This is a genomic window from Ruegeria sp. HKCCE4148 (genome assembly GCF_017872495.1).
GTDB lineage: Bacteria > Pseudomonadota > Alphaproteobacteria > Rhodobacterales > Rhodobacteraceae > Ruegeria.
In genome coordinates this window covers 345,403-372,386 of record NZ_JAEDOS010000003.1, presented here as the reverse complement: position 1 = coordinate 372,386, position 26,984 = coordinate 345,403, and the positions used below count along the sequence as shown (strand labels likewise).

Genomic DNA, 26,984 nt, shown 5'->3' with positions numbered 1-26,984 from the left:
TTCGGGAAACAGGTTTTGATCGTGCGGGGATCGCGTTAGGGTCGGGTCATGTTGATATTCCTGACACTTGTTGCGCTGATTGCTTGTGGTGCGGCCTATTACTTTTGGTCAAAACAACAGGCGCGCCGGGCCCTGTTGGCCGCGCCGTTGACGGATCAGGAACGGCACCTTATCGACGCTCAGGTCCCGATCCTGCGGAAATTGCCGCAAGGCTTGCGCGCTAAGCTGGAAGGTAAGATCAACCTGTTTCTCGATCAGGTTGAGTTCATCGGCTGCGACGGTCTGGACGTTACCAAAGACATGCAAATGTCTATCGCCGCGCAAGCCTGTCTGTTGGTTGTGAACACCGAGCTTTGGTACGACAACCTCACCACCATCCTGATCTATCCCAGCGCCTTCAAATCCAGACAGAGCCGCCACAGCGGTTATGTTGTCACCGAAAAGGAAATTGTACGCACCGGAGAAAGCTGGAATCGCGGCCCGGTGATCCTGTCATGGGCGCACAGCCGGCGCGGCGCGATGAACGACCACGACGGGCAAAATGTTGTCTTCCACGAGTTCGCACATCAGATCGACGATCTGACAGGCTCGGCCAATGGTGTGCCCGTTCTCAGCGCCAACCAGAGCTTTTCCGAGTGGGAGGCCGCGTTTCTGGCGGCTTACGACGCCCATGTACAGGCCGTTGAAATGGGGCGCGCAACTGTGATTGATCCCTACGGTGCGGAAGGGCACGAAGAGTTTTTCGCCGTTTCGGTTGAAGTGTTTTTTGAACGGCCCAGGGCGCTGCGAAACTCTGATCCGGAGGTCTATGAACAGCTGTCAAAACTGTTTCATCTGGACCCCGTACAGTGGCGCTGATCGCTTTTACCCAAGGTGACAGGTCATTCGACAAATTCCCCGTTCGTCATAATTTAACAAAAGCTAATTTTTGAATTACACTTAACCTCATAACATTGCGGAGGATTTTTCATGTCATCGAAATTACTTGCCGAGTTCTTCGGCACATTCTGGCTGGTCCTTGGGGGATGCGGCAGTGCCGTATTAGCAGCCGGTGTCGCGGATGTCGGCATCGGATGGCTTGGCGTGTCTTTCGCCTTTGGCCTGACAGTTCTGACTATGGCTTACACGGTTGGTCACATCTCGGGTGGGCATTTCAACCCGGCCGTCAGTTTGGGGTTGATGATCGGCGGGCGGTTTCCGGCCAAATATCTGTTGCCCTATTGGGGCGCTCAGGTCATCGGCGCGATTGCAGCTGCCATCGTGCTGTATCTGATCGTAAGCGGCGCACCCGGCTTCGAAGGCGTCGGAGGGTTTGCATCAAACGGATACGGAGACGCCTCGCCCGAGGGCTATTCGATGATGTCCGTATTGGTGATCGAAATTGTGATGACCGCCTTCTTCATCATCATCATCCTGGGTGCAACGTCAGAAAAGGCACCCGCCGGGTTCGCGCCGATTGCAATTGGTCTGGCGCTGACGCTGATTCATCTGGTGTCGATCCCGGTCAGCAACACATCGGTGAATCCGGCGCGGTCTACCGGAGTGGCGCTGTTCGCGGATGGCCCGGCCTTGGCGCAGCTCTGGCTGTTCTGGGTGGCCCCATTGATCGGTGGAGCGATCGGCGCGGTGATCTGGAAGATGATGTCACCCGACGATTGATTCCGGTTCGTGCAACCCACAATATGGAAAAGCCCGATGCGGTAACGCGCGTCGGGCTTTTTCGTTCATTCGATGACTGTGACTTTCTTCATCACGTCCGGTGCGCCAATGATCGCACCGTTTTGACCGGCACCGCGCTTGATTGCGTCCACCACATCCATGCCGTCAGTCACCTGACCGACTACAGTGTACTGCCCGTCTAGGAACGGGCCGGGTTCGAACATGATGAAAAACTGCGAATTGGCTGAATCCGGGTCATTCGAACGGGCCATGCCGACCACGCCCCGGTCAAAGGTGACATCGGAAAACTCAGCCGGCAGGTCAGGACGGTCAGATCCGCCACGTCCTGCATTGCGCATGTCGAAACCGGCCGCGCCGGAGTTGCCATATTCCACATCGCCAGTTTGCGCCATAAAGCCGTCAATCACGCGGTGAAACACGACGCCATCATACTGACCGTCGGCGGCCAAGGCGGTGATCTGTTCCACATGCTTGGGTGCGACATCCTCGAACAGGTCGATCGAGATGGTGCCGTTGGCTCCCTCCCCTTCGACGTCGATCTGCAAACCGCTGGCCAACGCGGGACTGGCCAGAAGTGCAAAGGCTGCAGCCAGCTTATGCATCGGCGGCCACCTTGACGCTGATCATGCGATCCGGGTTCGCAGGCGGCTCGCCCCGAACGATCGCATCCACATGCTCCATGCCATCGATCACGCGACCATAGACGGTATACTGACCGTTCAGGAAGTGGTTGTCCTTGAAGTTGATGAAGAACTGCGAGTTGGCCGAATCCGGATTTTGCGACCGGGCCGCGCCCAGCGTGCCCCGATCATGCGGCAGTTTGGAAAATTCTGCCGGAACGTTCGGCAACGAGGACCCGCCGGTGCCCGCCATGCGCAGGTTGAAGCCGTCTTCCATATCGCCGTGCTGAACGTCACCGGTTTGCGCCATGAAGCCGTCGATTACACGGTGAAAGGCCACGTTGTCATATTCTCCGCCACGGGCCAGTTCCTTCATCCGCGCGCTGTGCAACGGTGCTACATCCGGCAGCAGCTCGATGACGACATTGCCGCCCTTCAGCTCGATGATGATTGTGTTTTCGGGATCTTTGATCTCGGCCATGTGGCCCTCCTGTCGTTTGTCTTGCGCAAATACCTATGCCGCACGCGCGTGAATGCCAAGTGACGCATTGACCTGAGGGTAAAATGCAGGAAAAGAACCGCCTAAATCGGTTGCCAATGACGAGGATCGCAAGATGAGCTGGAAAACACTGGACGATATGGACTTGGGTGGCAAACGCGTCTTGGTGCGTGTGGACATTAACGTACCGGTCGTGGACGGCACTGTCACCGACGCAACGCGTATTGAACGGATCGTGCCCACAGTGCGCCACATCCTTGCTGCGGGCGGAAAGCCGATCTTGCTGGCGCATTTTGGACGTCCGGGCGGCGAGCGACGCGAGAATCTTTCGCTCAAGCAGTTGGTGCCAACACTGGAAAGCGCGTTCGGCGCGCCGGTCTTGTTTGCCGCTGATTGCGTCGGAACCGAGGCGGAGTTGGCGACCGAAGCGCTTCAACCAGGTCAGGTATTGCTGCTGGAAAACACCCGTTTTCACGCTGCCGAGACCAAGAACGACGCCGATCTGGCCGCAGGCATGGCCAAGCTTGGTGATGTCTATTGCAATGACGCGTTCTCGGCCGCACACCGGGCCCACAGTTCAACCGAAGCACTGGCGCGGCTTCTGCCTGCATGTGCAGGCCGTCTAATGCAGGCCGAACTTGAGGCACTGGAAGGCGCTTTGGGTGCTCCGAAACGGCCTGTAACGGCAGTTGTCGGGGGCGCCAAAGTTTCGACCAAGCTGGAGCTGCTTGGCAACCTTATCAACAAGGTGGACTATCTGGTTATCGGTGGCGGAATGGCCAACACGTTTCTGGTTGCCCAAGGGATCAACGTCGGAAAATCATTGGCGGAGCGCGACATGCAGGGGACCGCAGCTGAGATTCTGGCCAAAGCCGAAAACTCCGGTTGCACTATCGTTCTGCCAAAGGACATCGTGGTCGCACAGAAGTTTGAAGCCCATGCACCACATCAAACGCTGCCCACAGATCAATGCCCCGAAGACGGCATGATCCTGGACGCAGGCCCCGAAAGTGTTGCTGTCATCACAGACATCTTTTCAAAAAGCCAAACCCTGATCTGGAACGGCCCGCTGGGCGCGTTCGAGCTGGAACCTTTCGATGCAGCCACCAATGCAGCGGCTCTGAAGGCAGCCGCCTTGACGCGTTCGGGACAATTGGTTTCGGTCGCAGGCGGCGGCGACACTGTTGCAGCCCTGAACGCATCGGGTGCAGCGCATGATTTCTCATACATTTCCACCGCGGGTGGCGCGTTTTTGGAGTGGATGGAAGGTAAGTCCCTTCCTGGCGTTGCAGCGTTGGAGCAGTAAGGTTTTACTGCGCGTGCCGAGACATTCTGACTCATCCCCTGATTTTTCCGCGTCAGGGGATTCACAAGCCGAATCACCTGTGACATAGTGCTGAAAGAGGTCCAAAAAGGACCCGTTATTGAGGCAAGTTTTCATACGGCGGTAAACAGAGTGTCCCGTTCCCATCGGCCCGGTTTGGGCGCAGTTGCTTTCTTCTCGGTGGCTTTCATGCTGGGTGTCTACTTCACCTTCGCTGCCGTGCAAGGAGACTATGGTCTGTTTCGGCGGGTCGAGATTGCAGCGGAACGGGACGCTCTGTCGCGCGACTTGGCGAAACTGAACGCCGAGATCACCGAGATGGAAAACCTGACCCTAAGGCTGTCCGATACCTACCTTGATCTAGATCTTCTGGACCAACAGGCACGTTCGGTTCTGGGTATGATCCGCGCAGACGAGATTGTCATTCGCTGACCTGATTTGGATTTTTCGTCGAAAAATCTGGCACATCCAAAATTTTACCCTGCTTCGACAAGCGTGGCTCAGCGCAATCCGACGCTGCGTCACATTTACCCTCGCCAGATAGCATCAAATGCTTTATGAGATAGTTTAACGCTAAACTATCTGTCCGAAAGGGGGGGGATCGCCACAATGGCTGCGCGAAAAACCACAAAGAAACCAAACGTTTCTGCGGAAGAACTCAAGACCTACTACCGCGAGATGCTTTTGATCCGCCGATTCGAGGAAAAAGCAGGCCAGCTTTATGGTATGGGTCTGATTGGCGGCTTCTGCCACCTTTATATCGGACAGGAAGCCGTTGTTGTCGGCCTCGAAGCGGCAGCTCAGGAAGGGGACAAACGCATCACCTCGTATCGCGATCACGGCCACATGTTGGCCTGCGGTATGGATCCGGGCGGCGTTATGGCCGAACTGACCGGGCGCGAAGGCGGCCTTTCCAAAGGCAAGGGCGGCTCGATGCACATGTTCTCGAAAGAGAAGCATTTCTATGGCGGCCACGGCATCGTTGGCGCACAGGTTCCGCTGGGTGCAGGTCTGGCCTTTGCTGACAAATACAAAGAGAACGGTGGCGTGACATTCACCTATTTCGGTGATGGCGCGGCCAACCAGGGGCAAGTCTATGAGACGTTCAACATGGCCGCTCTCTGGGATCTTCCTGTGGTCTTTGTGATCGAAAACAACCAATACGCCATGGGTACAGCGCAGGCGCGCTCGACATCGTCGCCGGACATCTACGTGCGCGGCGAAGCGTTTGGCATCCCCGGCGAGATCGTCAACGGTATGGATGTGTTGGCGGTTAAGGCCGCAGGTGAAAAAGCTGTTGCCCACTGCCGTGCGGGCAAAGGCCCTTACATCCTTGAGGTCAAAACCTACCGGTATCGTGGCCACTCGATGTCTGATCCGGCCAAGTACCGCACCCGCGAAGAGGTTCAGAAGGTCCGCGAGCAGAGCGATCCGATCGAACATGTGCGCGAGCTTCTGCTGACCGGCAAACACGCAACCGAGGATGATCTGAAGGCGATCGATAAAGAGATCAAAGAGATCGTCAATCAAGCCGCCGAATTCTCGAAAGAAAGCCCCGAGCCTTCCGTCGAAGAGCTCTGGACCGACATTTACGCCTGAGAGGACGAATAAGACATGGCAACCGAAATTCTCATGCCCGCCCTTTCGCCCACAATGGAAGAGGGCACGCTGGCCAAGTGGCTGGTTAAGGAAGGCGACACTGTATCTTCAGGCGATATTATGGCCGAGATCGAAACCGACAAGGCGACGATGGAATTCGAAGCGGTCGATGAAGGGATCGTTGGAAAAATCCTGATCGCTGAAGGGACCGAAGGGGTCAAGGTGAACACCCCTATCGCGGTTTTGGTGGAAGACGGCGAAGACGCCTCTGCCCTGCCCGCAGCGGCTCCTGCAGCAGAAGCGGCAGCCGAGGCTAGCCCCGCAGCGGCCCCTGCCCCCGCTGCTGCACCTGCCGCACCGGTGGTCGATCTGTCGCCTGACTGGCCTGCTGATGCAGAGATGAAGTCTGAAACCGTCCGCGAAGCACTGCGCGACGCGATGGCCGAGGAAATGCGCAGCGACGAAGACGTCTACCTGATGGGTGAAGAAGTCGCCGAATACCAGGGAGCGTATAAGATCAGCCAAGGTCTGCTGGACGAGTTCGGCAGCAAACGCGTGATCGACACCCCGATCACCGAACATGGGTTTGCAGGTATCGCTGTTGGTTCGGCCTTTGGTGGTCTGAAGCCGATTGTCGAGTTCATGACCTTCAACTTCGCCATGCAGGCGATTGACCAGATCATCAACTCTGCCGCCAAGACGCTTTACATGTCAGGCGGTCAGATGGGTTGCCCAATCGTATTCCGTGGCCCCAACGGTGCTGCCGCGCGCGTGGCTGCTCAGCATTCTCAGGATTACGCTGCCTGGTACATGCAGGTACCTGGACTGAAAGTTGTGATGCCCTATTCGGCCGCGGATGCCAAAGGTCTGCTGAAGTCGGCAATCCGTGATCCCAACCCCGTAGTTTTCCTGGAAAACGAAATCCTCTACGGGCGCTCTTTTGAAGTACCGCAAGTGGATGACCTGGCCATCCCGCTGGGCAAAGCGCGCATTTGGCGCGAAGGGTCCGACGTGACCATCGTCAGCTTCGGTATCGGCATGCAATACGCGCTTGAAGCCGCCGACAAGCTGGCCGAAGAAGGCATCAGCGCCGAAGTGATCGACCTGCGCACCATCCGCCCGATGGATACCGGCGCGATCATCAACTCGGTTATGAAAACCAACCGTCTGGTAACCGTTGAAGAAGGCTGGCCGCAGGGTTCCGTCGGCAGCTACATCAGCTCAGTGGTGATGCAGGAAGCGTTCGACTATCTCGACGCCCCGGTCATCAACTGCACCGGCAAGGATGTGCCAATGCCCTATGCCGCGAACTTGGAAAAGCTGGCGCTGATCACCACCGATGAGGTGATCGCCGCCGTCAAACAAGTGACCTACCGATAGGCGATGACCCCCGGGAACGTACATAATCCTGCGGGCGTGGACTGGCTGTTCGAAAGCCTCGTCTCCGCGCGCAAGGATAACAACCGCAACCTGCTTTATGTCTGTGCGGCGTTCCTGGTGGTTTCCTTTGTCAGTATTGCGTTCAATCTTGAGGCCTTCGACCAGATCTCTTTCGATCTGCTATCGGTCGAGGGCAACCTGACCAGCGCTTGGCCGATCCGAGCCATGCTGTCTGTTGCCTGTGTCGTGTCTTATGCCTCGGTCATTTACATCGTACTCGAGCAGCAGCGCCTGCAACTGGGTATGGACTATCTGGCAACCATTGAACACAGCGACGCCGCAGCGCTTGGTCTGTTCACCGAGTGGCTCGAAAAGAACCATCCACGCGTCTCGAAGGCGCGCTCTGTGGTCGTGGGGGTGTTCGTCACCTTCTGCGCGGCCATTCTCCTGATCGACATCGCAACGCTGATATACTCATTTTCGAAGTAAGAGGACATGAAGACATGCCCACCGAAATTCTGATGCCCGCCCTATCCCCAACTATGGAGGAAGGCACGCTTGCAAAATGGCTCGTCAAAGAGGGCGACGCAGTCTCGTCCGGCGACCTGCTGGCCGAGATCGAAACCGACAAGGCCACGATGGAGTTCGAAGCCGTTGACGAAGGCACCATCGGCAAGATCCTGATCCCCGAGGGGTCTGAAGGGGTCAAGGTAAACACCGCCATCGCGGTTCTGCTGGAAGACGGCGAAAGCGCGGATGACATCGCAGCAACGCATGCCGCAGCGCCTGTGGCTGCACCAGCGGTCGCTGCGGGCACAGAGGCTGCTTCGGCAGCGACAACTGAGGCGCCTGCACCTGCCCCAGCGGCTCCGGTCACGGCAGATGGCGGTCGCGTCTTTGCGTCACCTCTGGCCCGTCGGATCGCGGCACAAAAAGGTCTGGATCTTTCGCAGATCAGCGGCTCGGGGCCGCATGGCCGTATCGTCAAGGCAGATGTTGAAAGCACCACGGCGACCACTGCTACGGCTGCTGCGGCACCGGCCCCAACTGCGGCTGCTTCGGCTCCTGTTGCGGCACCTGCCGGCCCCTTGGCAGATATGGTCGCACGCATGTACGAAGGTCGCGAGTACGAAGAAATTCAGCTAGACGGTATGCGCAAGACCATTGCCGCGCGTTTGGGCGAAGCCAAGCAGACCATCCCGCATTTCTACCTGCGTCGCGACATCAAACTGGACGCGCTGCTCAAGTTCCGCAGCCAACTGAACAAGCAGTTGGAAGGCCGTGGCGTGAAGCTGAGCGTCAATGATTTCATCATCAAGGCCGTCGCAAACGCGCTGCAACAGGTTCCAGCCTGCAACGCAGTTTGGGCGGGCGACCGGGTGCTGCAATTGAAACCTTCGGACGTGGCTGTTGCTGTTGCGATCGAAGGCGGCTTGTTCACCCCGGTTCTGCAAGATGCTGACATGAAGTCGCTGTCCGCCCTGTCTACCGAGATGAAAGACCTTGCAGGCCGCGCCCGTGAGCGCAAATTGGCCCCGCATGAATACCAGGGCGGCACCTTTGCCATCTCGAACCTAGGCATGTTCGGCATCGATAACTTCGACGCCATTGTGAACCCGCCGCATGCCGGAATTCTGGCTGTAGGAACCGGTGTGAAAAAGCCTGTTGTCGGAGATGATGGCGAATTGACCGTGGCAACCGTGATGTCTGTCACAATGTCCGTGGATCATCGCGTCATCGACGGGGCGTTGGGGGCGGAACTTCTCAAGGCCATCGTCGATAATCTGGAAAACCCGATGGTCATGCTGGCCTGAGGAACTGAATCATGCCCCCGTCCAAGCTCTTGCCGGGCGGGGGCATCCTATCTCTTGGCGCCGAATTGAGCCCACGTGATCGGCGCATCAATTGCCTAAAGCAGTCTGCTCTCCCACCTTGTTCTTTAAGATTAAGACAGAAGGAGAGTGCGCTGTGACCCGCAAGAACCTTGTTCAAAGCCTGATAATTTTGGCCTTTCTGACCGGAACGGCATCAGACGAGGCGATTGCGAAACCGAACAGTTATCCGGGTGAGCACTCGAAATTCAATTCCAACGATCCTGCGGCGATTGCCGAGCAGAAAGCTGAACAAAAGCGGCGCAAAGAATTGCGCCAGCAAAAACGAGAGGAACGCAAGCGCAAGCCGTTGGAAAAACGCACCAACCGCTTGAAGTGATTTTTACCTACTGGTCTTTGCCCAGCATATGATCCATCGAAATTGCGGGTTGGTCACATCCCGCCTCGCCCACGATCTTCGCCGGGATACCTGCAACAGTTTTGCACGCTGGCACGGGTTGCAATACCACCGAACCGGCAGCGATACGGCTGCAATGGCCCACTTCGATGTTGCCCAGCACTTTTGCCCCGGCTCCAATAAGAACACCGTTACCGATCTTGGGGTGACGCTGTTCCTCTTCCTTGCCGGTCCCACCCAGCGTTACAGAGTGCAGCATTGAAACATTGTCACCCACAACAGCAGTCTCACCAATCACAATCGAATGCGCGTGGTCGATCATGATACCCTTTCCGATTTTTGCGGCTGGGTGAATGTCGATTCCGAAAATCTCGGACGAGCGCATCTGGAAGAAGTAGGCCAGATCATAGCGACCTTTGTTCCACAGCCAATGCGCGACGCGATAAGCCTGCATGGCCTGGTAGCCTTTGAAATACAGGATTGGCTGCAAAAGGCGGTGGCATGCTGGATCACGTTCGTAAACAGCCATTAAATCGGCCCGCGCCGCTTCGATCACATTGGGATCATCACCGTAAGCCTCATCGACAATCTCGCGCAGGACCATCATCGACATTTCGTTAGAACACAGCTTGGCCGAAATCCTATAGGAAAGCGCGCGCTCAAGACTGCGGTGATGCAGGATACAAGCGTGCACAAGGCCGCCCATAAGTGGCTCTTGTTCAACGGCCGCATGGGCCTCGGATGTGATGCGGTTCCACACCGGATCGACCGGCGTCACATGGCTGCGCTTTTCAAACATGGCTTTTGATCCTTTGCTGCGCCTAGAATGCCATTTAGTGGCAAAAAGACCAAACGCAAACCCATGATCTGCTGCGCAACAAAAATGAATGAGTCCGAAAGCACATATTTCGAAACAAAAATTCGCGAGCGGCTGGCCGAGCTTGAGCAGCTTTCTGCGTCAGCCCTAAAGGCGCAGGCGGTGGTCGAATTGGATCAGCAGGCTATTGGGCGGCTGAGCCGAATGGACGCCTTGCAAAACCAGGCGATGGCAAAAGCACAGCAGGCCAACCGCGACATTGAAAAGAGTCGGCTTCAAGCCGCTTTGGTACGGATTGAGGAGGAAGAGTACGGGTATTGCGAAGATTGCGGCGATCGTATCCCGGATGGGCGGTTGTCTTTGGACTTGGCTGCCAGCAAATGCGTTAGCTGCGCTGCCGGGTGATCAGAAATCTGGACAGATGGTGCAAAACCGTTTCAAAACACTGGCAATATTGCAAGTTGTCGAACCCTGGCTCATCTGCCAGGGCTCTGTTGCGAGCAACGGCCATGAGAGAGCCGTTGCCGTGAATGGGATGAAGCCGCCCGGTGTTTTTAAGATGCTCGTCGGCCAGTTCCGCCTCATGGATCATCCGAACACATAGACGGGTCCGTTCCGCTTGCGGCACGGTCAGCAACGCGCGCGCCGCTGCGCTGACATCTCCGTGCAGGACTGGGCGCATCAGATCACCAGCCGCACTGTCAAACGCGACGACAAACCGGGGCCATAGATCGCCGACACCTGCGCCACATTAAGCTCGTACGCGCCAGTGACCCCATCCGCCGCCTTCATGGACGCAGAATAAGTCCAGTACGGCTCGGCGATGAGTTCTTCGCGCATCAAGGTGCCATTGGCACGGATGCGCACAAGGTAAGATTCGCTTTCCTCGCCCAATGGAATCTCAAATCCCGACCAATCGTCAGCGTCAAGACGCGCGCGCCGTATCCAGCTAAATGCATCACCGGATAAGCTGGATTGCACACTCAAGTGCGCCGGAGCGTAAGGGCGCAGTCCGTTACCATCAAACGAGGCGATCAGATGTTGGAAAGACGGGTCATCATAGCGTCGGTTTGCCGGGCCGATCCTATAGTGCTTGGCCATTCGACGTTCATTGCGTCGCAAGTTGATCTGCTGGATCTGCGTGTTCAACAACACAAACACGGACCCATCCGGCCAGACATCCGGCATCAGCGCATCCGTACCCAGTTGCCCCCTGAGACGGCCGCTCAGGGCATAAACACCGGGCGCTTCCAGGGTCGCGTCAGAGAACTGGAATACCTCCCAATTACCGGGCGACCCATCACCGATGGCCGCCAGGTTAACGCCATTCAGAACCGATCCGCGCGTACGCGATTCCAATTGACCCGAGACAAGCTTGACCCGCAGCGCGGGGCCTTCGTCCCAAACCCCCGTTTTGGCGCGGTGCAGTGGTGTTTCCGTGGTGCCAACAACTGCCTGCCTTTGGATGATGTCGCTTAAAGTGTACGATTCGTCACTGGACGAAGAGTAAACAACAGCGGCACCAGGCCAAGGATCGCGCGACACGGCAAGATACGGAGCATGCGGCGTTTCCGCCCCGGTGATCAACGGCAGATCCAGAAAGATCGGCAATACAGGCGTTGGCGCGGCATAGGGTTTGACTGTCGGCCTGTCATCTTTCAATTCCGACGCTTTATAGACGCCTTGTTCAACCCGGACCGCCTCGGCCAATTGCAAGTCAGATGTTTCCAGACGGTCGATGCGGTAGATAGGGCTGTTTTCAGCATCCGATAACCGAACCAGGTCCCCCGCCCCCAGATGCAATTGCGAAGGTGGCAATGCAAACCTGACAGTATCACGCGCAACCCGAGCTTCGCTGAGCCATCTTTCGGCCGTCTGACGGCCTTCCGTGCGCGTCATCGACAAGGGCATTTCGTTCACGGACACAGCATGGGTTTTATCTTCGGGCAGCACGGCTTCTTCGGCAACCAGTTCATGGTCGGCATCTGACTGCACAAATCGCAGACGAACCCGCCCGGTCATTTCGGCTTCGGCCTCGCGCCTGTGTTCCAGCGTACCCTCCAGATCGCTACTTACAGCAAGATGATCGGAGTTCAGCGCGACCGCACCGTAGCCGTCGCGCATATGGAACCGTAATTGACCGTCCCGTTCGATCGCGTCGAAACCATACCGCAGCATCAAGGGCTGCAACGCAGATCGCGCATTGGTCACATCTTCGATGACATATCCCCGAACCACGCCATAAAGCCGCGAGACGTCAATATCCGTCACACCTGCCCCATGGCATATTTCGGTCACGACAGATGCAAGCGTGCGCGATCCGGACCGCCCGTTCAGCCAATGCCCACGGGCATAGTTCTTACCATCATCCCACTGTCTTTGCAGATTGGGGAACGTAGGAAATGGACGAGTGTCCCAGGCCCAGACGTAAGCGTTCGCCAAGTCCAGCATCCGAGAGCCATAGATATGTGACACAGGATTGACTGCGGGATCGTTCCAATACCCAAGAGTCGCCGTCAGGTATTGCGCCTGAATGAAATCATCCCGCAATCCGTTCGAATACGCAGGCAACAGCGATTCCGAAGACTTGGGGTCCAGAAACTTGTTGGGCTGGTTGGTGCCTTTGTCAATTGCTGCACAGCCTAGTTCGGTGAACCAGATCGGCTTTGAACCCGGCACCCAATCCGTTGGGTTGGGTTGGCGCATCCCATCGATCCTTTCGTGATGGGGGTTCGACCACCAGTTGCGCAGATCCTTGTAACGCCACACCCATGCCTCGCCATGCGCTGCGTCTTCGATGGGGGTTCTGATCTGTGCATCGGCCTCTTCGGGCGAGGCGTAATACCAGTCATAACCTTCCCCGCCCTCGATGTTGCTGCGCAAGTAATCCAGATCGTAGATAGACGGGGCACCGGCCTGGGCGTCCAGATGGTTCTCACCATCGCGCCAATCGGACAACGGCATGTAATTGTCGACGCCTATGAAGTCGATGTTGTCGTCTGCCCACAGTGGATCGAGGTGAAAATACCTGTCATCACTGCCTTCAGGCTGATAGCCAAAATACTCGGACCAATCCGCTGCATAACTGATTTTCGTATTCGGGCCCAGAATCTGACGGACTTCTGCCGCCAGGGCTCGCAGTTGCGCAACGGCGGGAAAGCCAGATGCCCCGCGTATTTGCGTCAGACCACGCATTTCTGAGGATATGCAAAAAGACGACACACCACCCGCGGCTTTGCACAACATGGCATAGTGCAGAATGAAGCGGCGCAGGCTCCATTCCTGCGGCCCTGAATACGAGATGATTTCCTTTGCAATAATAGGTCCTTCGCCAACGCCAAGCCCCGCTAACAAACCGTTTTCGCCGAACCAAATCAGCTCTCCTCGCCCTTGATCATCCGCACGCCCTCCAAGCAATGGCGGCGTAAGTGTGTCGCGATCAGAGTCATTATCCGGGTCAAGTGCTTCGGGGTTGATCGTAAAATCCTGCGCCCGCGCTGTTCCAAAGAACGCAGCCACCTGAGCATCTGCGGCGGCTGTCTGATCCGGTGACCCGGCACGCCCAGGCGCCACGTCCAGCGTGATCCGCCCCCGCCACGGCAAATGTGGCTGGTTTGTCGCGTCAGACCATGGATCCGGCAGCCCGTTATCCTTCAATTGCTCCATCAAAATAAATGGATAGAACATGACCCTTTTGCCGGTCTTGTTCAGATGGCGGATCGCCTCGACCACAGCCGCATCCGCGGGTGTTCCACCATAGACCGGGCGGCCATTTTCCTTGGCCACAACACCCGCATTGCCTCGATTCTGGTCCGACACAGCCCACGGCATGTCTCTGCTATCCAGGCTGTTTTGTTCAATCTTTGGACGTATCTGGCAAGCGTTGCACCGCAGGTCGTCGCCGAACCAAGACACAACCAAAGATGCGGCATCGCAATTGGGAAGTTCAGTTCGCAAAGCGCGCGTCGAAGCCAGAAAATCGGTCATTCCAGACGCTGAATGCGCGTTGGTGGCCCAACTTTTCCCTTTGTTCTTAAAGTTCACCTGTGACGTCGCCAATGTGTATTCACCGGTTCCGGGGATCATTGCGACCCCCCGTACGAGCTGCGAGACCGCACTGTCATGATCGGGCATGTCACGCTGTGCATGCCGTACGACTTCAAATGAAAACTGCGGCACGCGGTTACCAAAGGCGGCAAGCGGGAAATCTTCGATGACCACATAGGCCGTTCCCCGATACGCCGGTACAGTACCTGCGCCCTCAATGGCTTCAATCAGCGGGTCGGGCAATTGATTTTGCGTACCATGGTAGATCCGCATATTGAGGCTGGATCGTTCTTGTTCTTCACCATCCGCCCACACACGTCCCACATCCGCAATTTCGCCCGCGCTGACCGCGATAGCCAACGAAACCGAGTAGCTGTATGAGATGGTTGTGACTTCGGGTGTGCTGGGCGTTCCTTTACCACCGCCACCGCCCCCCTCGGTCGTCGATGTTTGCGTTTCCAGGAAATCCGAGGCCCAGATAACCTGACCGCCTACGCGCATGCGCCCGAACACCGTGCTGACCGGTGCGCCCTCGCCCGTTTCAGTGAGCCTAAAGCGGTCCATCCGCCCGGTTTCGACAACTTCGCTGCCGCTTCCCATGACAGATTGGCTGAAGAAACGCTGGTCAATCACCCGTCCGATCGTGGCGCCCACGGCCCGCCCAATGATGGCCGTCGACAAGCCAGCAATCGTACCACCGATCGAACCGCCCAGTGCTGCGCCAGCTGCAGAAAGAAGAATGGTAGCCATCAGAGCTCCTCCAACGGAAATTCAAAACAGGAAACGACCCGGCGCTGCCACGGGACGCTCAGAGCGTTCTCGACAACACCGCGACGGGAATACGCGTGAATGAAACGCGGGGTGGGCTGCGTCGCGCTGACAATGCCCAGATGCTTGGCCACGCTACCCTCGCGCATCCGAAACAACAGCACATCTCCGGGTGCGAACCGGGAGACCGGTTTTTCGACCAGATGCCGCTGCGCGGCCGCCCACATGCGTTCTTCCCCTTGCGGCTCGGACCAATCCAGGCTGTAGATCGGAACGGCTTCGGGCTCTTGCCCGATCAGGGCACGCCACACACCACGCAGCAAACCCAGGCAATCCGTACCTGCTCCTTTGGTTGAAGCCTGATGGACATATGGCGTTCCAACCCAGCTGCGTGCCTCAGCGACAATGTCCTGTTTCTTGAGTGTCACCGTAGGCTTCCTCCGTTGTTGGCTTTGCCTTTCTTGGGAACAGCCATCACCCAATCCTCCCCAGGAAGATCCGGGAAACCTTGAAAGTTCAGAATGTTGTTGAATTTCGACCGACAGGTCTTCATGCGTTTGTCACACCCTGCCCGCAGTCGGACCAAGTCGCCCGCGACCAGGTTTTCGCCAAACCCTGACCACAGCGTGATCTCGCGCCCGCGTCCTGTTTGCCGGTCTCGCTTGATCGAGGCCCACAGCCCTTTTGCAGGACCCGACACCACATCGACCCGGCCGCGGTCGACCAGCGCATCCACCCGGTCGGGTGAGCCTTGCCCCTCGAACCCGCGCGCGGTCATCTGGCACATCTGCTCTTCCAGCGCGTCCAGTCCCGCCACATTGCTCACCCGCCCCTGCTCGTACAGGGCCGCCACGGGCTCGGCCCGCGCCACCTTGCCGCGTGAGGCCCGCACCGCGCGGAACGGGACCAGAGGGTCCACCTGCCGCACGACCTCTTCCACCAGCTGCCCGCCCTGATTGACCTCGGCCACCAGCCGTTCGGCCCCAAACTCATCCATCGCGTCAATTGCCGCCTGTGCCCAGCCTGCCGGGCCAACGCCTTGCACCGTCCGGTCGGCCAGCACATAGGCACGCCACTCCTCGGGCGGGCCCTGTATCTGAGCACCAACAACCACGATCCCGCAGGCATCCGCGCCTGAACCGGATGTCACCGCCGGGTCCAGCGCCACCACCACACGGTCCAACTCGGGCACCTGCGCACACCGCGCAGGATCCAGCATCGATCCCGTCCACAACGCACCCTCAGCATCCGACAACAACACTCCGTCCAATTCCTGCCGCCCCAGCCGCGTGCCCGCATATCGCGCGCGCACTTCCTGCAAGAACGACTCCGCCAGATTGGCACGGTTTGCCTCCGTCGGCGCATGGGTCTGCACCGTGGACGGCGAGGCCAACAAATCCTTCAAAACTTTCACATTTCGCGGTGTCGTGGTCACACAGACCTGAGGCCGCTCCCCCAACCGCAACGCAAATTGCAACATATCCCAGGTTTCCCCGGCTTTTTTCCACTTGGCCAGCTCATCCACCCAGGCCGCATCAAACTGTGGTCCCCTCAACCCCTCCGGGTCATGCGCCGAAAACGCCTGCGCCTCGGCCCCGTTGGGCCAGATCAACTTGCGCTCCGATGCCTTCCACACAGGCCGCCGGTCCGGCGGCGAGCATTGCAAAATTCCACTGTCGCCAAAGATCATCACATCGCGCACCTGATCGAAGGTCTCGCCAACCAACGCCACGCGACTGGCCTCGCCACGATCCAACGGCTTGGCCCCCTCAACCATCGCCCGTACCCATTCAGACCCGGCGCGCGTCTTGCCCGCGCCGCGCCCGCCCATGATCACCCATGACCGCCAATCGCCCTCGGGCGGCAACTGATGCGGCAGCGCCCAGAACTCGAACAGGAAAGGGAGGGCACACAGCCCCCCCTCCCCGATCTCACTCAGAAATCTCTCCCGCACCGCAGCATCGGCGGAGGCGAGCCAACCTGCACCCGATTTCAAATCGAGCGCGCTCAAGGTCGAGCGCGTACCCCCCTTGGGCAATTCCGGCTTGTCTGTGATGTTGTTCGACAAAGCTTGTCTCCACTTTCTGACAACTTCGGATCAGCCCCTCTAACTGCCCGAGTTGCCTGGCTGAACCAGCAAGATCTGCATCCTCCCCGGCACCGATCTGTTTGCGCAGGTCTTCCGCCGCTTGCCGCAGATCGCGAATGGACCTCTCAAGCGACTGCAACAAATCAGCCGTCTGGGAAATCCGCTCTTCCGGGGTAATCAAAGTCATGTTTGCCTGTGACCTCATGCGTGAGTTTTCTCCGCACGAGAGAAACGAAAAACGGCCGCTGGGTTTCCCCGTGGCCGTTGCCCACTTCTTCTAGCATGACACAACTTATATGGATTTAAGTTCGCAATGTCAATTAGTTACGCAACACGAACGCAACAGGGAGCGTACGCAGAAGTAAGACTTTCAGCCCCCAGCATAGCTGCTTCGCGAATACTGCTCTCGTTGAAAAACCATCAAAACCACCCTCTTGCTTCAGGACGTCACTCAAAACCGGGCTAAGAAACGCGTTAAATTTGACACCCTCGCTGCCAACGCATGGCTCCATTTACAAATGCTAGCTTGACAATCCTTCCCTCAACCCCCATTTGCCGCCAATCAAAGCGCTGCTGCGTGAGCTTGCGCGGACCTCTTCCGCCCTACAGCGCCCGATCCACATTACAGTTCCCCATCACGCAGGGTTCTTGACGCGACGACCGGATAGCGCAGGGTGCGCCTGCCCGTCCCGAGGTCTCGCACAACCCTGCTGGTCGCCACATGCGACCCGTCACGATCTGTCCGTGGGCGATAGCTCCGGACAAAAAGGATAATTTTTTGTTCGACTTCGACATGCTGGGCCTTGCCCCCGCACTCAACAAAGCACTGAAGAGCGCCAATTTCACACAACCCACCCCGATCCAGAATCAAGCCATTCCGCTGGCGCTGAATGGGCACGATATCCTCGGGCTGGCCCAAACTGGTACAGGCAAGACACTGGCCTTTGGCCTACCTCTGATCGACCACCTGCTGGCTCAGCCGGGAAAACCTGATCCAAAGACAGCCAAAGCGCTGATCCTTGCACCGACCCGCGAACTGGTGAACCAAATCGCCGACAGCCTGCGCTTCCTAACCAAAGGCTCCAAGCTGCGTGTGGCGATCGTTGTGGGCGGACAATCGATCAACAAGCAGATCATGTTCCTGTCCCGTGGCACTGATATTCTGGTCGCAACCCCCGGTCGCTTGATTGACCTAATGGACCGAGGCGCGGTTGACCTCGGCGCAGTCCGGCATCTCGTGCTTGACGAGGCAGACCAGATGCTTGATCTTGGCTTTATTCACGCATTGCGTCGCATTGCACCCGCTTTGGGAACGCCGCGTCAAACCATGCTGTTTTCCGCGACCATGCCCAAGCAAATGGAAGAACTCAGCCGAGCCTATCTGAATAACCCGCAACGGGTGCAGGTTTCGCCTCCGGGCAAGGCCGCCGATAAAATTACTCAGTCCGTGCATTTCGTCTCAAAACCCGAAAAGCCAGCCAAACTGCGCGAGATTCTCTCACGAGACAGCAATGCCCTAACGCTGGTGTTTTCGCGCACTAAACACGGGGCCGAGCGGTTGATGAAGGGACTGGTGGCCGACGGCTACAACGCCGCTTCGATCCATGGCAACAAAAGCCAGGGGCAACGCGACCGCGCGATCAAGGCGTTTCGCGCAGGCGAGGTCAATGTCCTGGTGGCCACCGACGTCGCAGCCCGTGGTATCGATATCCCCGGTGTTGCCTATGTCATCAATTTCGACCTGCCCGAAGTGCCAGATAATTATGTCCACCGTATCGGCCGCACAGCCCGTGCCGGGCGCGAAGGTGAGGCTATTGCCTTCTGCTCTCCGGAAGAAGTCGATTTGTTGCTTCAGATTCAGAAGCTGATGAAGATCGAAATTCCAGTGGCAAGCGGCTCCATGCCCGAAGGGATAGAAACTCAAAAACCGGCGCGTCGCCAGAACAACCGCCGCCGGGGGTTCAAGCCCAAACCGGCAAATGGTGCTGGCAAACCTTCAGGGTCAAAAGGTCGACGTCCCCGCCGCAGGCGTCCTGCTGCGTAGCGCCCACACCTAATTCAAAATGAATCGCCGACGTCAGACAACCCTCTGACGTCGGCGTTTCTTTTGAAAGCGTTTAAGGTTCGGATTAATTCCCCGAGTTCCGCTCGGCTTCAATCTCGCGCCACTTGGCTACGTTACGATTGTGCTCCTGCAACGTCTCTGCAAACGCATGACCGCCGGTACCATCGGCCACAAAGAACACAAAGCTGGTGTCATCCGGCGCAACAGCAGCCTCAAGACTTGCCAAACCTGGGTTCGCAATCGGGGTCGGCGGCAACCCATCGATTTGGTACGTGTTCCACGGCGTTGGGCGATTCAACTCGCTGCGCCGCAAACCCCGACCCAAAGTGCCCTGCCCTTTGGTCACGCCGTAGATGACCGTCGGGTCCGTCTGCAACCGCATCCCTTGATTCAGGCGATTCACGAACACGCTGGCTACTTGACCACGCTCTTCGGGAACTCCGGTTTCCTTTTCGATGATCGAAGCAAGGATCAGCATCTCTTCGGGGCTTTCCAGCGGCAAGCCATCCTGACGGTTTTCCCAGGCCGCATTGATCCGAAGCTGCTGTTTATCTTGCATGGCTTGCAGGACGTCGTTGCGGTCCTGACCGGCCACAATGTCATAGCTGTCTGGAGCCAACATCCCCTCGGCCGGAATCTCAGTCACTTCTCCGGCCAGCGCCTCGAAGGACTTCAACGCCTCAACCACCTGCCACGAGGTCACGCCTTCGGCCAACGACACACGGTACCTGGTATCGGCCTCGTTACGTTTTTTGGTATAGGTTTCTGGCGCCTCTTCCTCCAACGCATCGAAAGACGCGATTTCATCAAACTCCAACGTCGCGGGGTTCAGCTCGCGCACCCGTGTCTGGGCACGGGTCACGCCGATGCGGTATTCGATCTCGGATCCGCAGGTGCTGGCACCGCTGCTGGTAATCTCAGCGATGATCTGCTCCATCGACGCGCCTTCGCGCACCAGAAAGCTACCGGCTTTCAGCTGCTGCGCGCGGTCGGTGTAGTCCGCTGCCATCCGGAACAGCGTCGCATTGGTAATCGCGCCTTGCTCTTGCAGTTCCTGACTGACACGCGTCATGTTCGATCCGCTTCTGACCTGCAGGCAGATTGCGGTTTCAAGCGGGCCTTCCGCCTTGTACTGGGATTGCCCCCAAAGGATCAGACCGCCCATCAGGAACAGGCCGACCACCAACATGGTCAGAGCATTCGAAGCAATGGCCCGCCACATTTAGCTGACCTTTCCAAAGATCACGCTGGCATTGGTACCGCCAAACCCGAACGAGTTTGACAGAGCCACGTTGATCTCACGCTCGCGCTTGGCATTCGGTGCCAGATCAATCGGTGTTTCGACCGCCGGGTTGTCCAAGTTGATCGTCGGCGGCGCAACCTGATCACGGATTGCCAGAATCGAGAAAATTGCCTCAATCGCGCCCGCAGCCCCCAGCAAGTGCCCAGTGGCTGACTTTGTCGATGTCATTGTGGCGTTTGACGCATGATCGCCCAGCAGGCGTTCCACAGCACCCAACTCAATCGTATCCGCCATGGTCGAGGTGCCATGCGCGTTGATATAGTCCAGATCTTTCGGCTCCAGCCCGGCACTGCGCAGCGCGGCCTTCATCGAACGTTCGGCCCCATCGCCATCCTCTGACGGCGCGGTGATGTGATACGCATCACCCGACATGCCATAACCCAGAACTTCGGCATAAATCTTGGCTCCACGTGCTTTTGCGTGTTCGTAGTCTTCCAACACCACGATGCCCGCACCCTCGCCCATGACGAACCCGTCGCGGTCGACGTCATAGGGACGGCTGGCTTTCTTCGGGTCGTCTGCATATTTCGTCGACAGCGCCTTACAGGCATTGAAACCTGCAATCCCGATCTCGCAGATGCAGCCTTCGCCGCCACCTGCAACCATGACGTCCGCATCACCCGCGCGGATAATACGGCTGGCATCGCCAATCGCATGGGCACCAGTCGAACATGCGGTCACAACAGAGTGGTTCGGCCCTTTGAAACCGTGGCGGATCGACACCTGACCCGAGGCCAGGTTGATCAGAGCACCCGGAATAAAGAACGGTGACACCCGGCGCGGACCCTTGTCGCGGATCAGATTAGCGGTGTTGGCAATCGAGCCCAACCCACCAATACCCGAACCAATCAGAACACCTGTTCGCAGACGGTCTTCCTCATCCTCCGGCAACCAGTTGGCGTCCTTGCAGGCCATTTCCGCGGCCGCAATCGAATACAGGATGAAGTCTTCGATCTTGCGCTGTTCTTTCGGCGGCATCCAATCGTCAGGATTGAACGTTCCGTTGGTACCATCCCCGCGCGGCACCTCGCAGGCATAGGTCGTTGTGACCCCGCTTGCCTCAGCGTCGAAATGCGTGATGGGGCCTGCGCCGGATTCCCCGTCCAGCAACCGCGACCATGTTTCCTCGACCCCGCTGGCCAAAGGAGTGACCAATCCAAGACCGGTTACAACGACTCTGCGCATGAAGTGCCTCTTGCCTGCTTCCTGTTATGAGAACCGCTCATACCCCGGCCCGGGGTCCGGGGGCAAGAGCAAGGGCGATTTCCGCGCCGGCATCCTGCCGCCGATCACCCAGAGAAACGCGTATTTTAAGGAAAACACAGTACCCGCCCTTTCACGCGCGCAGCAGAAAGGGCGGGATGGTTTGTTTATTCGGCTTATTGGAACTGCGCCACTGGCTCGTGTGCGGCCTTAGCCATCTCCAGAGCATCTGACAATTCCAGCGACTTTCGGAACAGCGCCCGCCCGACAATTGCGCCCGAAATGTTCGGGATATAGGCCAGACGGGATATATCGTCCGCCGTGCGCACGACTCCGCTTGCAATTACCGGGGTCCGGGAATGCCCGGCGATCCCGGAAATCAAACCAAGCTGCGCGTCTACATCTTCCATGTCGCTATCGATATCCGTGACGACAATCGCTGCAAACGGAACGCCCTCAAACGCGTCAATAAATGCCTCGGGTGTAAAGGCGCTCTGGTTACGCCAGCCATCCGTCATGACAAATCCCTGCCAGACGTCGACAGACAGCACGATCTGATCCGGATAGAGCTTGGCCAGTTCTTTGACCAGATTCGGCTCCAGCGCGGCCAACGTGCCGATAACGACACGCCCCACCCCTTTGTCGATCCAGTATTCGACCTGTTCACGTGTGCGCATACCGCCGGCCAGTTGCACGGGAATCTCTGCTCCGCGAATGATTTCCTCAATCAGCTGGGCGTTGGTGTCCTTGCCTTCAATCGCGTCGAAATCAGTCAGATGCATCCATTCGGCACCTGCCTCGGCCCAGCTCCGCGCGGTTTCAACCGGATTCACATGCCAGATCATCGCGTTATCCAGACGGCCTTTATCCAGCGTGACACACCGGCCGTTCTGCAGTTCCATCGTGGGGTAAATCCTCATGAGCTTGCTCCTCCGCTCAATCGCTCTGAAAATCCCCGGCAGCATAGATCACACATTCCAAACCCGATTTACCGGGATCGGCACAGTTTGGCCATTTTGCGGCATATAGGCGAACTGGCGGAATTACGCGCGGGCGGGTGGTCCGTTGCGCCGCAACAAATGCACCGGGGTTTCATTATATACCCCTTCACGGATCAGAACATAGCCCAGCTTTTTCGCGAGCTTCTGCGAAGACGTATTCGACGCGTTCACCATTGCAACCAAAGGTCCGGGAATCACCCGATCAAACCAATCATGGGCGGCCTTGGCCGCTTCATATCCCAACCCTTGGCCCTGAGCTTCGGGGGCTAGGATCCAACCGGCTTCGGGGAAACCGTCAAAATCCTCCCCCATACGTCGGTTGCCGTAGAAGAACCCTGCCTGCCCTATCAGCGTACGCGTTGACTGCTGCATTACGCCCCACTGGCCGAATCCGGCCATTTGCCAATGCCCAGCATTTCGCAGAAACGAATCCCACGCTTCGCCACGTGACCGTGGCGTCCCGCCAATATTCTGAACGACGCAAGGGTCACGCCAGATTTCGGCGAACCGCTCAAAATCCTCGGGGCGCATGGCGCAAAGCGTCAAACGCGCGGTATTTATCATTGGAGTGGATCTTATCATGCCCTGTCCACTTTGAGTTTTGCCTCAATGGAAACAGTGCGCAGTGGAAAATGACCACGCAAGACCGAAATTTGATCGGGCACAAAAAAACGGCGCCTCCGTTGCTCGGAAGCGCCGCTTTTGATCAGATAGAAACGCTTAGGACGCTTCGCTGATGAACTTAACCGCGTCGCCGAATGTTTGAATGGTTTCGGCTGCGTCATCGGGGATCTCGATGCCGAACTCTTCTTCGAAGGCCATAACCAGCTCAACAGTGTCCAGGCTGTCTGCGCCCAGATCGTCGATGAAGGACGCGTTTTCAACGACCTTATCTTCTTCAACACCCAGGTGCTCAACAACGATCTTCTTAACGCGATCTGCGACGTCGCTCATATCTATTCCTCATTCCTTTACAGGGCGGTCTGCCCGATTCTGCCCTTGCCCGCACGGGTTGGCTTTGATTTGCCCGTTTCGGGCGGTTTGGGTCCCGGGAAACCGGGAAAGTAGAAGGCCGACCTGAAAGACCGGCCCCGCATAGATGCGCCGCCTATAGCATAGTCGACGCAAGAGGCAAACGCTTTCGCGCTCGCCCCTGATGCGATCACAACATGACCATACCGCCGTTCACATGCAAGGTGCTTCCGGTGACATAGCCTGCTTCGGGGCTTGCGAGGTACAGAACCGCCGCAGCAATTTCTCTGGGGTCGCCCATGCGGCCCGCCGGAACCTTGGTCAACAAACCCTTTTTCTGATCCTCGCTCAGCTTTTCTGTCATTGCCGTTGTGATGAAACCCGGCGCCACGGCATTTACGGTGATACCGCGCGTTGCAACTTCATGGGCCAAGGCCTTGGAAAAACCAATCATTCCGGCCTTTGAAGCGGCGTAGTTAGTTTGCCCCGGATTACCGATAGCCGCCACGATGGACGAGACATTCACGATGCGCCCCCATCGGGCCTTCATCATGCCCCGGATCACGCCTTTACACAGTTTCATGGTCGAGGTCATGTTCACGTCAATGACGCTTTGCCATTCCTCGTCTGACATACGCATAAACAGATTGTCGCGCGTTATACCGGCGTTGTTGACCAGAATGTCGACCGATCCCATCACCTCGGCCGCTTGCTTCGGCAGCGCCTCCACAGCTTCGGGATCACTCAGATTACAAGGCAGTACATGTGCACGCTCGCCAAGCTCATCAGCAAGGGCTTGCAGCGGTTCGACCCGTGTACCGGACAACCCAACCGTTGCACCCGCGCCGTGCAGTGCACGTGCAATGTCACCACCGATGCCCCCTGACGCACCAGTGATCAGTGCGTTTTTACCTGTCAAATCAAACATACAGTTTCCCTCTTGGTGCGTCGGCAAAGACGCGCATTCAGCTTACGATTCGGCCTGAAGGGCCTTATGAACATCTTCCGGCGCACCCACAGCTTTGCCGGCGATGGCACGGTCGGTTTTACGGATCATTCCAGAGAGTGCTTTGCCGGCGCCAATCTCCCATGTCTCGGTCACACCCTGCGCAGCCATGTACTGCACGCTTTCGCGCCAGCGCACCGAGCCCGTCACTTGTTCGACAAGCAACTGACGGATCAAATCAGGGTCGCTGACCGCCTCAGCGCGTACATTGGCGACCAACGGCACTGCAGGTGCCTTAATTTCGACTGCAGCAAGGGCTTCCGCCATTACATCTGCAGCAGGTTGCATCAGCGCACAGTGAAATGGAGCACTTACAGGCAACATAACTGCACGTTTAGCCCCTTTTTCTTTGGCGATCTCAGCAGCACGCTCAACGGCGGCTTTTGAACCGGACACAACAACCTGGGTTGGGTCGTTGTCATTGGCCGCCTGACATACCTCGCCCTGCGCGGCCTCTTCGGCAACGGCGCGTACCGCTTCAAGGTCCAGCCCGAGAACAGCGGCCATGGCCCCCTCACCCACGGGCACGGCGCTTTGCATGGCTTGCCCGCGCGTGCGCAACAGGCGCGCGGTGTCGGCAACCGATAACGCTCCAGCAGCGGCCAAAGCGGAATATTCACCAAGCGAGTGCCCCGCCACAAAAGCGGTCTTGCTGATTGAAACACCCTCGGCCTCCAAGGCACGCATTGCGGCCATTGACGTTGCCATTAACGCGGGTTGCGCATTCTGTGTCAGCGTCAACTCAGCGATATCGCCATCCCAGATCAGGCTGCTCAGTTTCTCACCCAGAGCGTCGTCCACCTCATCAAAGATGGCTTGCGCCGCCGGGTAAGCCTCGGCCAGCGCTTTGCCCATACCGATTGTCTGGGCGCCCTGCCCCGGAAAAACGAACGCGAGTGTCATTGCAACCTCATGCATGCTGTTAGGTTGCGGCGGGGTGTAAACTGACTGCTCGTCTGGCACAAGCGCTGCCTGCGTTCTGCATTCTGGCACTGTTGCTGTGCGCCCGCGCTTACTTGTGTCTCATTCTGTCAGCTTTACGTTGGACAAGATCAAGAATCTCGGAGTCCACGACCCATGGCCGCGACCAATTCCTTTTCCAGCTACGGAAGCGTTGCAAAGACGTTTCACTGGCTCACAGCCCTGCTGATCCTGACGACCTTGCCGCTCGGCTGGGTCGCAGACAACCTTGCATATGCGGTTCTTCACGCAGACACCGCACCAACCGAAGCCGAGATCGCCCGCGCAGCGCGCGTCTTTTCGCTGCACAAAACAGTCGGGATCGCAGTGTTCTTCGTCGCATTGGCGCGTATCCTGTGGGCCCTCACCCAAACAAAGCCCGGCCTTTTGAATGCCGAAAACAAGCCTGAGGCCTTCGCCGCAGAGACCGTTCACTGGCTTCTTTATGGATCCTTGGTTCTTGTTCCTCTCAGCGGGTGGGTTCACCACGCCGCAACAGAAGGCTTTGCTCCGATCCTATGGCCTTTTGGGCAAAACTTGCCCTTTGTTCCCAAGTCCGACGTACTGGCCGAGGTTACAGGCGTGCTTCATTGGCTGTTCATGTGGGTTTTGGTCGGTTCTCTGGTTCTGCACATCGCTGGCGCGTTGAAACACCATGTCGTCGATAAAGACAGCACGTTGCGCAGAATGCTGCCAGGACGTTCGGATGCGCCTGAACCCCCGCGACAACACCATTCTCTCGTTCCCGCAGTTGCCGCTTTGGCGGTCTGGGCTATGGTTTTGACGGGCGGTTGGGTCACGGGTGAATTCGCTCGGGAAGCTGGAGACGCCGACATCGAACTGGCCGAGGTTCAATCAGACTGGCAAGTTCAGACAGGCACTCTGTCGATTACGATCTCGCAACTGGGCAGCCCCGTCACCGGTTCCTTTACAGACTGGACGGCGGCCATCACATTCGACGACCCGGCGCAAGTCGGACCTGCGGGATCAGTGGACGTCACCATTGCCATTGGCTCGCTCAATCTTGGTACAGTTACCGAGCAGGCCATGGGTGCCGATTTCTTCAATACGGCGCAATTCCCCACTACTCAATTCACTGCTGACCTCTTCAGGACCGAAACCGGGTTTGAAGCTCGCGGCCCCCTGACAATTCGCGACAAAACGATTGATATCGTGCTGCCCTTCTCGCTGGATGTTGAGGGTGAAACAGCCGTAATGTCTGGCTCGGTTGATTTGAACCGCTTGGAATTTGATGTCGGCACGTCACAGCCCACCGAGGAATCCCTGGGATTTGCCGTCTCTGTTTCCGTCGACCTTACAGCTACCCGCGCGGAATGATCCTAGGGCTATCCACGCGGAAAAAGGACGGTTCAACAAAAAACCGCCGGTGAAATGCTCACCGGCGGCTTTGTCTTTAGCAAT

The 26,984-nt window shown here is 57.6% G+C and carries 26 protein-coding genes; 12 read left to right on the top strand and 14 right to left on the bottom strand.

Going from position 1 to position 26,984, the window contains the following annotated elements; all coding sequences use genetic code 11:
* Positions 1-48: 48 nt before the first annotated feature.
* The gene (locus I9187_RS11635; protein ID WP_171179670.1) at positions 49-858 is read left to right on the top strand and encodes a M90 family metallopeptidase; all 810 of its coding nucleotides are present in this window, start codon (positions 49-51) and stop codon (positions 856-858) included.
* Between the two features lie 111 nt (positions 859-969).
* On the top strand, positions 970-1,659 hold the full coding sequence (gene aqpZ, locus I9187_RS11630) for an aquaporin Z (RefSeq protein WP_171179668.1): 690 nt from the start codon (positions 970-972) through the stop codon (positions 1,657-1,659).
* 65 nt (positions 1,660-1,724) lie between these two features.
* On the opposite strand, the gene I9187_RS11625 is transcribed toward aqpZ, so the two are convergent.
* Both I9187_RS11625 and I9187_RS11620 read right to left on the bottom strand, forming a co-directional pair.
* Positions 1,725-2,282 (bottom strand): peptidylprolyl isomerase, encoded by a 558-nt coding sequence (locus I9187_RS11625; protein WP_171179666.1) that lies wholly within the window; start codon positions 2,280-2,282, stop codon positions 1,725-1,727.
* Positions 2,275-2,781, bottom strand: a complete 507-nt coding sequence (locus tag I9187_RS11620) for a peptidylprolyl isomerase (RefSeq protein WP_171179664.1) — start codon at positions 2,779-2,781, stop codon at positions 2,275-2,277. Before I9187_RS11620 ends, I9187_RS11625 begins: the two co-directional genes overlap by 8 nt.
* A gap of 133 nt (positions 2,782-2,914) precedes the next feature.
* Here I9187_RS11620 and I9187_RS11615 point away from each other — a divergent pair, with 133 nt between their 5' ends.
* The 7 genes from I9187_RS11615 to I9187_RS11585 all read left to right on the top strand — a co-directional run bounded on the left by I9187_RS11615 (position 2,915) and on the right by I9187_RS11585 (position 9,313).
* Positions 2,915-4,105 carry a phosphoglycerate kinase gene (locus I9187_RS11615; protein ID WP_171179662.1) on the top strand — a complete coding sequence of 397 codons (1,191 nt, stop codon included), beginning with the start codon at positions 2,915-2,917 and terminating at the stop codon, positions 4,103-4,105.
* 150 nt (positions 4,106-4,255) lie between these two features.
* A complete protein-coding gene (locus I9187_RS11610; protein WP_171179659.1) occupies positions 4,256-4,555 on the top strand; it encodes a septum formation initiator family protein in 300 nt (99 codons plus the stop codon).
* 177 nt (positions 4,556-4,732) lie between these two features.
* On the top strand, positions 4,733-5,722 hold the full coding sequence (pdhA, locus tag I9187_RS11605) for a pyruvate dehydrogenase (acetyl-transferring) E1 component subunit alpha (protein ID WP_171179657.1): 990 nt from the start codon (positions 4,733-4,735) through the stop codon (positions 5,720-5,722).
* A gap of 15 nt (positions 5,723-5,737) precedes the next feature.
* Positions 5,738-7,102, top strand: coding sequence for a pyruvate dehydrogenase complex E1 component subunit beta (locus I9187_RS11600; protein ID WP_171234496.1), 1,365 nt, complete (start codon positions 5,738-5,740; stop codon positions 7,100-7,102).
* A 3-nt stretch (positions 7,103-7,105) separates the two neighbouring features.
* Positions 7,106-7,591, top strand: a complete 486-nt coding sequence (locus tag I9187_RS11595) for a hypothetical protein (RefSeq protein WP_171179653.1) — start codon at positions 7,106-7,108, stop codon at positions 7,589-7,591.
* 14 nt (positions 7,592-7,605) lie between these two features.
* On the top strand, positions 7,606-8,916 hold the full coding sequence (locus I9187_RS11590) for a pyruvate dehydrogenase complex dihydrolipoamide acetyltransferase (RefSeq protein ID WP_171179651.1): 1,311 nt from the start codon (positions 7,606-7,608) through the stop codon (positions 8,914-8,916).
* Between the two features lie 154 nt (positions 8,917-9,070).
* A complete protein-coding gene (locus I9187_RS11585) occupies positions 9,071-9,313 on the top strand; it encodes a hypothetical protein (protein ID WP_171179649.1) in 243 nt (80 codons plus the stop codon).
* Between the two features lie 7 nt (positions 9,314-9,320).
* Here the strand turns inward: I9187_RS11585 and cysE are convergent, their stop codons facing one another.
* Positions 9,321-10,130 carry a serine O-acetyltransferase gene (gene cysE / locus I9187_RS11580; RefSeq protein ID WP_171179647.1) on the bottom strand — a complete coding sequence of 270 codons (810 nt, stop codon included), beginning with the start codon at positions 10,128-10,130 and terminating at the stop codon, positions 9,321-9,323.
* Positions 10,131-10,214: 84 nt separating this feature from the next.
* Between cysE and I9187_RS11575 the strand changes: the two genes are divergently transcribed.
* Positions 10,215-10,553 (top strand): TraR/DksA C4-type zinc finger protein, encoded by a 339-nt coding sequence (locus I9187_RS11575; protein WP_171234501.1) that lies wholly within the window; start codon positions 10,215-10,217, stop codon positions 10,551-10,553.
* Here the strand turns inward: I9187_RS11575 and I9187_RS11570 are convergent.
* From I9187_RS11570 to I9187_RS11550, 4 genes are read right to left on the bottom strand one after another with little or no spacing between them, the layout of a single operon-like run.
* Positions 10,534-10,830 carry a hypothetical protein gene (locus tag I9187_RS11570; protein WP_171179643.1) on the bottom strand — a complete coding sequence of 99 codons (297 nt, stop codon included), beginning with the start codon at positions 10,828-10,830 and terminating at the stop codon, positions 10,534-10,536. The two genes, I9187_RS11575 and I9187_RS11570, sit on opposite strands and share 20 nt — an antisense overlap.
* On the bottom strand, positions 10,830-14,945 hold the full coding sequence (locus I9187_RS21970) for a glycoside hydrolase/phage tail family protein (RefSeq protein WP_245223193.1): 4,116 nt from the start codon (positions 14,943-14,945) through the stop codon (positions 10,830-10,832). The genes I9187_RS11570 and I9187_RS21970 overlap by 1 nt, the downstream gene beginning before the upstream one ends.
* Positions 14,945-15,391, bottom strand: coding sequence for an NlpC/P60 family protein (locus tag I9187_RS11555; RefSeq protein ID WP_171237774.1), 447 nt, complete (start codon positions 15,389-15,391; stop codon positions 14,945-14,947). The genes I9187_RS21970 and I9187_RS11555 overlap by 1 nt, the downstream gene beginning before the upstream one ends.
* Complete coding sequence (locus tag I9187_RS11550; RefSeq protein ID WP_280922846.1) at positions 15,388-16,959, bottom strand: terminase family protein; 1,572 nt, start codon at positions 16,957-16,959, stop codon at positions 15,388-15,390. The genes I9187_RS11555 and I9187_RS11550 overlap by 4 nt, the downstream gene beginning before the upstream one ends.
* Positions 16,960-17,830: 871 nt before the next feature.
* Between I9187_RS11550 and I9187_RS11545 the strand changes: the two genes are divergently transcribed.
* On the top strand, positions 17,831-19,096 hold the full coding sequence (locus I9187_RS11545; protein WP_209940199.1) for a DEAD/DEAH box helicase: 1,266 nt from the start codon (positions 17,831-17,833) through the stop codon (positions 19,094-19,096).
* Positions 19,097-19,181: 85 nt separating this feature from the next.
* Here the strand turns inward: I9187_RS11545 and mltG are convergent, their stop codons facing one another.
* From mltG to fabD, 7 genes are all read right to left on the bottom strand, one after another.
* Positions 19,182-20,339, bottom strand: coding sequence for an endolytic transglycosylase MltG (mltG, locus tag I9187_RS11540; RefSeq protein WP_171179613.1), 1,158 nt, complete (start codon positions 20,337-20,339; stop codon positions 19,182-19,184).
* Positions 20,340-21,605: a beta-ketoacyl-ACP synthase II gene (gene fabF / locus I9187_RS11535; RefSeq protein WP_171237789.1), complete on the bottom strand. Its 1,266-nt coding sequence runs from the start codon at positions 21,603-21,605 to the stop codon at positions 20,340-20,342.
* 194 nt (positions 21,606-21,799) lie between these two features.
* On the bottom strand, positions 21,800-22,543 hold the full coding sequence (locus I9187_RS11530; RefSeq protein ID WP_171179609.1) for a 1-(5-phosphoribosyl)-5-[(5-phosphoribosylamino)methylideneamino] imidazole-4-carboxamide isomerase: 744 nt from the start codon (positions 22,541-22,543) through the stop codon (positions 21,800-21,802).
* Between the two features lie 123 nt (positions 22,544-22,666).
* A complete protein-coding gene (locus I9187_RS11525) occupies positions 22,667-23,206 on the bottom strand; it encodes a GNAT family N-acetyltransferase (protein ID WP_171179607.1) in 540 nt (179 codons plus the stop codon).
* Between the two features lie 138 nt (positions 23,207-23,344).
* Positions 23,345-23,578 (bottom strand): acyl carrier protein, encoded by a 234-nt coding sequence (locus tag I9187_RS11520; protein ID WP_050602116.1) that lies wholly within the window; start codon positions 23,576-23,578, stop codon positions 23,345-23,347.
* Positions 23,579-23,786: 208 nt separating this feature from the next.
* The gene (gene fabG, locus I9187_RS11515; protein ID WP_171234507.1) at positions 23,787-24,524 is read right to left on the bottom strand and encodes a 3-oxoacyl-[acyl-carrier-protein] reductase; all 738 of its coding nucleotides are present in this window, start codon (positions 24,522-24,524) and stop codon (positions 23,787-23,789) included.
* Between the two features lie 42 nt (positions 24,525-24,566).
* A complete protein-coding gene (gene fabD / locus I9187_RS11510; protein ID WP_171618778.1) occupies positions 24,567-25,505 on the bottom strand; it encodes an ACP S-malonyltransferase in 939 nt (312 codons plus the stop codon).
* Positions 25,506-25,679: 174 nt separating this feature from the next.
* Between fabD and I9187_RS11505 the strand changes: the two genes are divergently transcribed.
* Positions 25,680-26,900, top strand: coding sequence for a cytochrome b/b6 domain-containing protein (locus I9187_RS11505; protein WP_209940198.1), 1,221 nt, complete (start codon positions 25,680-25,682; stop codon positions 26,898-26,900).
* The last annotated feature ends 84 nt before the right edge of the window (positions 26,901-26,984 follow it).